Source organism: Blastococcus sp. SYSU D00813 (assembly GCF_054050735.1).
Map to the genome: position 1 here is coordinate 37,042 of NZ_JBJGZX010000035.1, position 9,665 is coordinate 46,706.

The 9,665-nt window shown below is 76.8% G+C and carries 13 protein-coding genes; 11 read left to right on the top strand and 2 right to left on the bottom strand.

Annotated elements, in window-relative coordinates; translation table 11 throughout:
- Positions 1 to 4 precede the first annotated feature (4 nt).
- The 10 genes from ACI8AX_RS19115 to ACI8AX_RS19160 all read left to right on the top strand — a co-directional run bounded on the left by ACI8AX_RS19115 (position 5) and on the right by ACI8AX_RS19160 (position 7,609).
- The gene (locus ACI8AX_RS19115) at positions 5 to 805 is read left to right on the top strand and encodes a TetR/AcrR family transcriptional regulator C-terminal domain-containing protein (RefSeq protein ID WP_456551435.1); all 801 of its coding nucleotides are present in this window, start codon (positions 5 to 7) and stop codon (positions 803 to 805) included.
- 108 nt (positions 806 to 913) lie between these two features.
- The gene (locus ACI8AX_RS19120) at positions 914 to 1,729 is read left to right on the top strand and encodes a DUF2382 domain-containing protein (protein ID WP_456551436.1); all 816 of its coding nucleotides are present in this window, start codon (positions 914 to 916) and stop codon (positions 1,727 to 1,729) included.
- A 147-nt stretch (positions 1,730 to 1,876) separates the two neighbouring features.
- Positions 1,877 to 2,491, top strand: coding sequence for a hypothetical protein (locus ACI8AX_RS19125; RefSeq protein ID WP_456551437.1), 615 nt, complete (start codon positions 1,877 to 1,879; stop codon positions 2,489 to 2,491).
- Positions 2,492 to 2,552: 61 nt separating this feature from the next.
- On the top strand, positions 2,553 to 3,215 hold the full coding sequence (locus tag ACI8AX_RS19130) for an N-acetyltransferase (protein WP_456551438.1): 663 nt from the start codon (positions 2,553 to 2,555) through the stop codon (positions 3,213 to 3,215).
- A 62-nt stretch (positions 3,216 to 3,277) separates the two neighbouring features.
- A complete protein-coding gene (locus ACI8AX_RS19135) occupies positions 3,278 to 3,637 on the top strand; it encodes a YciI family protein (protein ID WP_456551439.1) in 360 nt (119 codons plus the stop codon).
- Position 3,638: 1 nt separating this feature from the next.
- On the top strand, positions 3,639 to 4,856 hold the full coding sequence (locus tag ACI8AX_RS19140; RefSeq protein ID WP_456551440.1) for an RNA polymerase sigma factor: 1,218 nt from the start codon (positions 3,639 to 3,641) through the stop codon (positions 4,854 to 4,856).
- A gap of 5 nt (positions 4,857 to 4,861) precedes the next feature.
- Positions 4,862 to 5,137 (top strand): DUF1905 domain-containing protein, encoded by a 276-nt coding sequence (locus ACI8AX_RS19145; protein WP_456551441.1) that lies wholly within the window; start codon positions 4,862 to 4,864, stop codon positions 5,135 to 5,137.
- Between the two features lie 130 nt (positions 5,138 to 5,267).
- Positions 5,268 to 5,693 carry a YciI family protein gene (locus tag ACI8AX_RS19150; RefSeq protein ID WP_456551442.1) on the top strand — a complete coding sequence of 142 codons (426 nt, stop codon included), beginning with the start codon at positions 5,268 to 5,270 and terminating at the stop codon, positions 5,691 to 5,693.
- Positions 5,694 to 5,737: 44 nt separating this feature from the next.
- On the top strand, positions 5,738 to 6,970 hold the full coding sequence (locus ACI8AX_RS19155) for an RNA polymerase sigma factor (protein ID WP_456551443.1): 1,233 nt from the start codon (positions 5,738 to 5,740) through the stop codon (positions 6,968 to 6,970).
- Positions 6,971 to 7,240: 270 nt separating this feature from the next.
- Positions 7,241 to 7,609 (top strand): YciI family protein, encoded by a 369-nt coding sequence (locus tag ACI8AX_RS19160; RefSeq protein ID WP_456551444.1) that lies wholly within the window; start codon positions 7,241 to 7,243, stop codon positions 7,607 to 7,609.
- Positions 7,610 to 7,635: 26 nt separating this feature from the next.
- Here ACI8AX_RS19160 and arfB read toward each other — a convergent pair whose 3' ends face one another.
- Positions 7,636 to 8,079: an alternative ribosome rescue aminoacyl-tRNA hydrolase ArfB gene (arfB, locus tag ACI8AX_RS19165; protein WP_456551445.1), complete on the bottom strand. Its 444-nt coding sequence runs from the start codon at positions 8,077 to 8,079 to the stop codon at positions 7,636 to 7,638.
- Positions 8,080 to 8,112: 33 nt separating this feature from the next.
- A complete protein-coding gene (yidD, locus tag ACI8AX_RS19170; protein ID WP_456551446.1) occupies positions 8,113 to 8,631 on the bottom strand; it encodes a membrane protein insertion efficiency factor YidD in 519 nt (172 codons plus the stop codon).
- A gap of 52 nt (positions 8,632 to 8,683) precedes the next feature.
- On the opposite strand from yidD, the gene mmuM reads away from it, so the two are divergent.
- On the top strand, positions 8,684 to 9,665 hold a 982-nt coding region (gene mmuM, locus ACI8AX_RS19175; RefSeq protein WP_456551447.1), incomplete at its 3' end, for a homocysteine S-methyltransferase.

The following is a 9,665-nucleotide window of genomic DNA, read 5'->3' on the forward strand; positions in this document are numbered from 1 at the left end:
TGCCGTGGCGACACTCGACGAACCCGACGACACGGGTCTCGACCCGGACTCCCCGGAGGCGCGCGGCGGCGCCGCGGCCGTCATGCCGGCGGGCCCGCCCGACACCGGGCGCTTGCCGCTGGACCGGCGGCGGGTCCTCGGGGCCGCGGTCGAGTTCATCGACGCCCACGGGCTCAGCGCGCTGACCATGCGCCGCCTGGGGTCCGCGCTCGGCGTCGAGGCGATGGCTCTCTACCGGTACGTGCCCGGCCGCGAGCAGCTGCTCGACGGGGTCGTGGAGAGCGTCATCGACGAGCTGTACGGCGACCCCGACGTGCACCTGGAGGCCGCGCACGGCTGGCAGGACTACCTGCAGCGCCTGGCGCACGGCGTGCGCCGCATCGCGCTGGCCCACCCGGAGGTCTTCCCGCTGGTGGCCACGCGTCCCCCGGCGGCGCCGTGGGTGCGCCCGCCGCTGCGCAGCCTGCGCTGGATCGAGTCCTTCCTCGTCGCGCTGACCGGCCACGGGTTCTCCGAGGACTCCGCGGTGGCCGCCTACCGCGCCTACAGCAGCTTCCTGCTCGGCCACCTGCTGCTCGAGGTCTCGCAGAAGGGTGTCGCGGTCAACGCCGAGGACGCCGGGATCGGCGAGCCGGAGGTTCCCCCCGACCTGACCGGGTACCCGACGGTCGTGCGGCTGCAGGGCCTGCTCTCGGTCGACGAGTCGGCCGCGGAGTTCGAGGAGGCGCTGGAGAACCTGCTCGGCCGGCTGGAGGTCGTGCGGCGCGAGGGGCGCGACCCGCAGCGTCCCGAGACGTTCACCTGAGCGACGTTTACGACGTAAACCGTGGGGCACGACTGGGTCCGGCGGCCCGCCCGGTGTACGCGGCCCGGGGGCCTGCCGCACACCCAGTCCACTCCCCGAGGAGCACCTGTGATCACCGAGCAGCAGATCAGCACCGTCATCGGCAGCACCGCCGTCGGCCCCGAGGGCAAGCTCGGCACCGTCGGCGAGGTCTACCTCGACGACGAGACCGGCCGCCCCGAGTGGGCCACGGTCCGCACCGGCCTGTTCGGCACCAAGGAGGCCTTCGTGCCCCTGGCCGACGCCACGCTCTCCGGCGACGAGCTCCGCCTGCCCTACGACAAGGAGAAGGTGAAGAACTCGCCGCACCACGACGTCGAGGGCCACCTCTCCCCCAGCGAGGAGGCCGACCTCTACCGCTACTACGGCCTCGGCGGCACGCAGTCGGTCGCCGACGCCGTGGGCACCGCCCGCGGGCCCGAGCTGACCGAGACCCGCGCCGACCGCGACCTCGACGCGCGCGGCACCGTCGGCCACGACACCTCCGGCCCGACCACCGACGACGCGATGACCCGGTCCGAGGAGCGGCTGTCGGTCGGCACCCAGCGCGTGGAGAGCGGCGTCGCCCGGCTGCGCAAGTACGTGGTGACGGAGAACGTCACCGAGACCGTGCCGGTGTCGCACGAGGAGATCCGCGTCGAGCGCGAGCCGATCACCGACGCCAACGTCGGCGACGCGCTGGACGGCCCGGCGATCTCCGAGGAGGAGCACGAGGTCGTGCTGCACGCCGAGCGGCCCGTCGTGGCCAAGGAGGCCGTGCCGGTCGAGCGCGTCCGCCTGGACACGACCACCGTGACCGACACCGAGACCGTCAGCGACACGGTCCGCAAGGAGCAGATCGAGTTCGACGGCGGCGACACCACCCGCCGCACCGACCGCATCTGACGTGCACCTGATCAGGTGACCACGGCCGGCCGGGGGCTTCCCCGGCCGGCCGCGCGGGCACACAGCGCCGGCCGACGGCCCCGTCCGGAGGCTCGCCCCGAGCTCGGCAGGGGTGAGGAGGACGGGGTCCTTACTCCTGGAGACCCGATGAGCAGCAGCACGACACCCGACGCCGGCGCGACCGCAGGCGCCCGCGCCACCCGGGGCACCGCCCGCGACGCGGTCGACGCCCAGCACGCCCGCTTCGGCGGCATCAAGTGGGGCGCGGCCTTCTTCGGCTGGCTGTCGGCCAACGGCCTCGCCGTCCTCCTCGTCGCGCTGCTGGGCGCGGCGGGGGTCGCGATCGGGCTCACCCAGGGCCTCGACAGCGCCGACGAGGCCGCCGAGGAGGCGGCCACCATCGGGCTGGGCGGCGGCATCGCCCTGGTCGTGGTCCTCTTCCTGGCCTACCTCGCCGGCGGCTACGTGGCCGGGCGGATGTCCCGCTTCGACGGCGCGCGGCAGGGGCTGGCCGTCTGGCTGATCGGGCTGCTGGTCGTGGCCGCGCTGGCGGTCGCCGGGCTGGTCTTCGGCCGCGAGTACAACGTCCTCGAGCGGCTGGACCTGCCGCGCATCCCGATCGACGAGGGCACCGGCACCACCGGCGGGCTCATCGCCCTCGGCGCGGTCCTGGTGGCCACGCTGCTCGGCGCCGTGCTCGGCGGGAGGCTCGGCACGCGCTACCACCGCAAGGTCGACCGCGCGGGCTTCGACGCCGTCTGACGAACGACCTCCCCGCCCCACCGGCCACGTGGCCGGTGGGGCGTCGTGGTCTGATGCCGGGGTGAGCGACGTCCCCACGGTCGTGCAGGTGGGTGCGCCCTCGGTGCGCCGGGCCGAGCAGCGCGACGTCCCGCGGATCGCCGCGACGCTGACCGTGGCGCTGGCCGACTCGCGCTGGACCCGCTGGGCGCTGCCCGAGGACGGGCGGATCCAGCGGCTCACCCGCTGGCACGAGCTCGCCGCCGGCCACCGCGGCGTCGCCACCGGCAGCGCGTGGGTGACCGAGGACGTCACCGCCGTCGCCACCTGGGAGGCCCCGCCGGGCGCAGAGGGCACCTCGCCCGTGCCGGCCGACGTCGCCGCGGCGCTCGCCCGCGAGCTGCCCGTCCTCTCGGGGTCGCACGCCGCGCAGGTGGCCGCGACCCGGGAGGTCGTCGACGCCGCCCGGCCCGCCGGCCCGCACTGGTGGCTCGCCCACCTGGGCACCCGCCCCTCCTCGCGGCGGCAGGGGTTCGGCCGCGCGGTCCTCGAGCCGGCACTCGCCCGGTGCGACGCCGACGGCGTCCCGGCGGCGACGGCGGCGTACACGTGGGCCGGCGTCCGGTTCCTGCGCGGCTCGGGCTTCGAGGTGACCGCCTCCCTGCACACCGCCGACGACGAGCTGCCGGTCTGGGTGCTCGTCCGTGAGCCGGGTTCCAGCCGGCCGGGTGTCGATCCGGCCTGATCCCGTTCGTCCAGGGGGTGAGCGGGGGGCAGGAGCCGCCCGCCGGACCGACAGGAGACGACATGCCGCACTACCTGCTCACCGTGGTCCAGCCCGGCGACGGGACGCCGCCCCCGCCGGAGGTGCTGGAGCCGATCATGCGAGACGTCGACGCGGTGAACCGCGCGATGGTCGACGCCGGCTGCTGGGTGTTCGGCGGCGGCCTCCACCCGCCGGCCTCCGCCACCACGCTGCGCCCCCGGGACGGCGAGCTGCTGGTCGTGGACGGGCCGTTCATCGAGGCGAAGGAGCACGTCGGCGGGTTCACGGTGGTCGACGTCCCCGACCTCGACGCCGCGCTGGGGTGGGGCCGCCGGCTGGCCGCCGCCACCACGCTGCCGATCGAGGTCCGGCCGTTCCAGGACGGCTCGGGCCGCCCCTGACGTGACCGACGTCGAGGCGGTCTTCCGCGAGGCGTACGGCCGCGCGGTCGCTGTCCTGACCCGTCTCCTCGGCGACATCGACGCCGCCGAGGAGGCGGTGCAGGACGCGTTCCTCGCCGCGCTCCAGCGCTGGCCGGCCGACGGCGTCCCGCCCAGCCCGGCCGGCTGGATCGTCACCACCGCCCGCAACCGGGCGATCGACCGGGTCCGCCGCGAGGCCACCCGCGACGCCCGGCACGTGCAGGCGGCGCTGCTGGCCGAGCCGGGGCCACTCCCCGAGGAGGGGGCCGTGCGCGACGACCGGCTGCGCATGCTCTTCACCTGCTGCCACCCGGCGCTGGCGCCGGCCGCCCGGGTGGCCCTCACCCTGCGCCTGGTCGGCGGGCTGACCACCGCGGAGATCGCCCACGCGTTCGGCGTGCCCGAGCCGACGATGGCGCAGCGGCTGGTGCGGGCGAAGGCGAAGATCCGGGAGGCCCGCATCCCCTACCGGGTACCGACCGAGGCCGACCTGCCCGACCGCCTGGCCGGGGTGCTCGCCGTCGTCTCCCTGGTGTTCACCGAGGGGCACACGGCCAGCGCCGGCGACGAGCTGGTGCGCAGCGACCTGTGCGCCGAGGCGATCCGGCTGGGCCGGGCGCTGGTGGAGCTGATGCCCGACGAGCCGGAGGCGCTGGGCCTGCTCGCGCTGATGCTGCTGACGGAGGCGCGGCGTCCCGCCCGCGTCTCCCCCACCGGCGACCTCGTCCCGCTCGCCGAGCAGGACCGCAGCCGCTGGGACGCCGCCCTGGTCGCCGAGGGGCAGGACCTGGTCCGCCGCTGCCTGCGCCGCGGCGCCCCGGGGCCCTACCAGGTGCAGGCGGCGATCCAGGCGGTGCACGCCGACGCCGCGACGGCCGCGGACACCGACTGGCGGCAGGTCGTCGTCCTCTACGACCACCTCATGGCGCTGACGCCCTCCCCCGTGGTGGCGCTCAACCGCGCGGTCGCGGTGGCCGAGGTCGACGGCCCGGCCGCCGGGCTGGCCGCCCTGGAGGCGGTCGACCTGCCGCGGTCGCACCTGCTCCCCGCCGTCCGGGCCGACCTGCTGCGCCGGCTCGGGCGCCCGGACGAGGCGGCCGCGGCCTACGACGCGGCGCTCGCACTGGTCGGCAACGAGCGCGAGGCCGCGTTCCTGCGGCGACGGCGCGATGAGTTGCCGGGCCCGGGCCGGTCCTGAGGAGCATGAGCACACCCCTGGGCGTCGTCTTCACCGCGCCCATCGAGAAGGACGGCGCCTTCCCCACCTACCTGACCGTGCCGGACTCGGCCGAGCTGCTGGGCACCCGCCGCGCGGTCGAGGTGACCGGGACGACGGACGGCCACCCGTTCGCCGCGACCCTCATGCCCTCGGGCACCGGACCGTACTGGCTGCCGCTGCGCGCGGCGATCTGCACCGCGATCGGCAAGAGCCGCGCCGGCGAGGTGGTCACCGTGCACCTGCGGGAGCGGCTGACGTGACCGGCGGCACGCGGAGGACGTGCGGGAGCGGTGTCGAATCCGGGCCCGTCCGTTCGACGTACCGGTGCGCGCGGGTTCGTACCGGTCGGCACGACCGGGGCCCGCGCGGACGAGAGCAGAGGGGCGACGGATGCGCTTCATGGTGATGGCCAAGGCGACGGCGGACACCGAGGCCGGGGTGATCCCGCCGATGGAGGACTTCGAGGCGATGCTCGCCTACCAGGAGGAGATGCTGGCGGCCGGCGTCCTCGTCGACCGCGGGCACGGGCTCAAGCCGAGCGCCACCGGCGCGCGGGTGCGGTTCTCCGGCAGCGAGCGGACGGTGATCGACGGCCCCTTCGCCGAGACCAAGGAGCTGCTCGTCGGCTACATGATCCTCGAGGTCAGCTCCCTGGAGGAGGCCGTCGAGTGGGTCAAGCGCTCGCCGGACGTCGGCGGGGACGGCGAGGTCGAGATCCGCCCCGTCTACACCGACGAGGACTTCGGCGACAGCGTCACCCCCGAGATGGCCGCGGCCGACGACGCGCTGCAGCAGACCCTGGCCGAGCGCCGCTGACAACGGATCGCACGGGCGGGTGGCGGTGCTGTTCCCTCGCCGAGGTGACCGGCACCGCCACCTCCCGTGCCGTCGAGGCCGTCTGGCGGATCGAGGCGGCCCGGCTCATCGCCGGCCTGGCGCGGCTGGTGGGCGACGTCGGGCGGGCCGAGGAGCTCGCCCAGGACGCGCTGGTGGCCGCCCTCGAGCAGTGGCCGGTGTCCGGGATCCCCGACCGCCCGGGCGCCTGGCTGACGACCGTGGCCCGCCGCCGGGCGGTCGACGGGATCCGCCGCGACGTCGCGCTGGCCGGCAGGGTCCGGTTGCTCGGCCGCGAGCTGCCCGAGGGTGAGGAGCTCCGGCTGCCCGAGCCGGTCGAGGACGACGTCCTGCGGCTGGTGTTCACCGCCTGCCACCCGGTGCTCGCCCCCGAGGCGCAGGCCGCGCTCGTCCTGAGGATGCTCGCCGGGCTCACCACCGAGGAGATCGCCCGCGCGTTCCTCGTGCCGAGGGCGACCATGGCCCAGCGCATCGTCCGGGCCAAGCGCACGCTGGCGCAGGCCCGGGTCGGCTTCGAGTCGCCTGGCGCCGACGAGCTGGCGCCCCGGCTGGCCTCGGTCCTCGCCGTCGTCTACCTGGTCTTCAACGAGGGCTACTCGGCCACCGCCGGCGAGGACCTCGTGCGCCCGGCCCTGTGCGAGGAGGCGATGCGGCTGGGCCGGGTGCTCACCGCGCTCGTGCCGGCCGAGCCCGAGGTGCACGGCCTGCTCGCGCTGATGGAGCTGCAGGCCTCGCGGCTGCGGGCCCGCACCGGCCCGGACGGCGCCCCCGTCCCCCTGCTCGACCAGGACCGGAGCCGCTGGGACGGGCTGCTGGTCCGCCGCGGGCTGGCCGGGCTGGCCCGCGCCGAGGAGCTGGGCGGGGCCGCCGGGCCGTACACGGTGCAGGCCGCGATCGCCGCCTGTCACGCCCGGGCCCGGACGGCCGACGCGACCGACTGGCGGCGCATCGCCGCGCTGTACGGGGTGCTGGGGCGGGTGGCGCCGTCGCCGGTGGTCGAGCTGAACCGGGCGGTCGCCGTCTCCATGGCCGACGGCCCGGCCGCCGCGCTGGCGCTCGTCGACCGCCTGGAGGGGCAGCTGGAGGGCTACCACCTGCTCCCGGCCGTCCGCGGCGACCTGCTGGTCAGGCTCGGCCGGGCGGCCGAGGCGCGGGCCGAGTTCGACCGGGCCGCCGGGCTCACGGCCAACGAGCGCGAGCGCGACCTGCTGCTGGCCCGGGCCCGCGAGTGCGTCTGACGCCGCTACGCGTCCTCGTCGGCGAGGGTGCCGACCGCCTGTGACAGGTCGTCGACCGGGACGGCGCCGCGTGGACCGCGGCCACCCGGCCCTCCCGGTCGATCAGGACGGTCGCGGGCGTGGTGGTGATCGGACGTCGGTGGAGGCGCGCGACACCTCGCCGTCCGGGCGTGCCACCGGGCCGGCTGCCACCGATGAGAGCGGGCGGCCCGCGAGGTCTCCCCTCACGACCCGGCCGCAGCGGCCGGCGTGACGACCCGGAGGCCCCCCGTGACCCAGTACCTGCTCTCCCTGCCGCACGACTCCGCCGAAGAGCCCACGATGGCGTCGATGGACCCCGCCGACCTGGAGGCCGCCATGGCAGCGGCCGGCGCCTTCCTCGAGGAGCTGACGGCCGCCGGTGCCCTCGTCTTCGCGGGGGGACTGCACCCGCCGTCGACGGCGGTCACCGTCGACCACACGGGCGACGACCTCGTCCGCGCCGAGGGGCCCTACACGCAGGCGCCGGAATACCTCGGGGGACTCTGGGTCGTCGAGGCACCCGACCAGGAGGCCGCCGTCGCGTGGGCCGCGAAGGCGGCGGAGGCCCTCGGAGCCCGGATCGAGGTCCGCGCCTTCCAGGAGGTCCCGGACCGGTAGCCCTGGACACCTCGTCCCCGCGGCACTCACTCCCAGGAGCGTCGGCGGCGCTTGGTCTCGCTCCGCTGCTTCTTGGCCTGCAGCCGCCGCTCCTGCGAGCCCCGCGTCGGCTTCGTCCGCCGCCGGGCCGGGGCCGGTGGGGCGAGCGCGGCCCGCAGGACGGCCGCCAGCCGCTCCCTGGCCGCCTGCCGGTTGCGCAGCTGCTGGCGGTGCTCGGAGGCGACCACGGTGAGGACGCCGTCGACCAGACGCCCACCGAGCCGCTCGGCCAGCCGCGTCCGCTGGGCGTCGGTCAGCCCGGGCAGCGTGAGCGGAGCGAGGGAGAGCTCGACCCGCGAGTCGGCCGTGTTCACCCCCTGCCCGCCGGGGCCCGACGACCGGGAGAACCGCCACCGCAGCTCCCCGGCGGGGACGACGAGGGAGCCGGTGACGGGCAGGTCACCGGCGGCGTCGTCGGAGGAGGCGGGCACCCGGACAGTCTCGCGGCGCGGGCAACCGGGTTCTCAGGCGGCGGAGGGCACCGGGTCGGCCCCGCCCCGGGCACCCGGCCGGCAGCGGACGAGCCGGCGCACCGTCAGCCACGAGCCGCGGCCTGCGCCGTGGGTCTCCAGCGCCTCGACGGCGTAGGCCGAGCAGGTCGGCGTGAACTGGCAGCACGGCGGCCGCTTCGGGCTGACCTCCCGCTGGTAGACCCGGACGGCCGCCACCAGCCGGTCGGCCAGCCGGCCCCGGCGGGGCCCGGTGCCCGCGCGGTGCACGTGCCGCACCGTCGCCGGCGCCACGTAGAACATGTCCATGCCGCAGCCGATGGCGTTGGCCAGGCAGCAGCCGGTGTTGAGGAACAGCAGGTCGCGCAGGCAGGAGTCGTCGCCTCTGCGGCGGTACCCGTAGCCCGGCGGCGGCCCGTACCCACGGCCGTACCCGCGGCCGTAGCCCGGTGGCGGGCCGTACCCGCGTCCCCAGCCGGGGCCGTACCCGCCGCGCCTCCGCCGGCCGCCGCCGCTGCTCCAGATGAACACCATTCCCCGATCCTGCGGTCCGCGCCGGGCGGCCGCAGCGCGGAGGATGGGCACCGTGCCGTCGTCCTCCCTCGCCGATGCGCTCGCCGCCGGGCCGGTGGTCCTCGACGGCGGGCTCGCCACGGAGCTGGAGGCCCGCGGGCACGACGTCTCGTCGGCGCTGTGGTCGGCCCGGCTGCTGCTCGACGACCCCGGCGCCGTCGTGGCGGCCCACGCCGCGTTCGCGGCGGCCGGCGCCCAGGTGGCGACGACGGCGAGCTACCAGGCCAGCATCGAGGGGTTCGCCGCGGCCGGGGTGGACGCCTCGCGGGCGGAGGACCTGATCCTGCGGTCGGTGGAGCTGGCGAGGCAGGGTGCGCCCGGCGCCTGGATCGCCGGCTCGGTGGGCCCGTACGGGGCGACGCTCGCCGACGGGTCCGAGTACACCGGCGCCTACGTCGAGGACCTCTCCATCCGCCGGCTGCGCGCCTTCCACCGGCCGAGGATGCACCTGCTGGCGATGGCCGGCGCCGACGTCCTCGCGTGCGAGACCGTGCCCGCCGCCGCGGAGGCCGGGGCCCTGGTCGCCGAGGCCGTGACCCTCGGCGTGCCGATGTGGCTGTCGCTGACCACGGTGCTCGACGACGACGGCGTCCCCCGCACCCGCCGGGGTGAGCCGGCCGCGGACGTCTTCGCGCTGGTCGCCGACGTGCCCGAGGTGGTCGCCGTGGGGGTCAACTGCACCGCGCCGTCCGCCGTGGGCCCGTTCCTGGCGGCCGCGGCCGTGAGCGGGAAGCCGCTGGTCGCCTACCCGAACAGCGGCGAGGGCTGGGACGCCGCCGGCCGGCGGTGGACCGGCGCCGGCGGCGTCGACCCGGCCGCCGTCCCGGGGTGGGTCGACGCCGGCGCCCGGCTGCTGGGCGGTTGCTGCCGCGTGGGCCCGGCGGACATCCGCGCCGTCGCGGACGGGGTGGGGGGGGGGGGGGGGGGGGCGCGGGGGCGGGGGGGCCGGCGGCCCCCCCTGCCCGCGGCTGGCGCAGCCCCTCGCAACGCCGCGC

Excerpts from the sequence above, each read along its gene's own strand:
- ACI8AX_RS19125 (WP_456551437.1), top strand. The coding sequence starts at position 1,877 with ATGAGCAGCAGCACGACACCCGACGCCGGCGCGACCGCAGGCGCCCGC.
- ACI8AX_RS19135 (WP_456551439.1), top strand. The coding sequence starts at position 3,278 with ATGCCGCACTACCTGCTCACCGTGGTCCAGCCCGGCGACGGGACGCCG.
- ACI8AX_RS19145 (WP_456551441.1), top strand. The coding sequence starts at position 4,862 with ATGAGCACACCCCTGGGCGTCGTCTTCACCGCGCCCATCGAGAAGGAC.
- ACI8AX_RS19150 (WP_456551442.1), top strand. The coding sequence starts at position 5,268 with ATGCGCTTCATGGTGATGGCCAAGGCGACGGCGGACACCGAGGCCGGG.
- yidD (WP_456551446.1), bottom strand. The coding sequence starts at position 8,631 with ATGGTGTTCATCTGGAGCAGCGGCGGCGGCCGGCGGAGGCGCGGCGGG.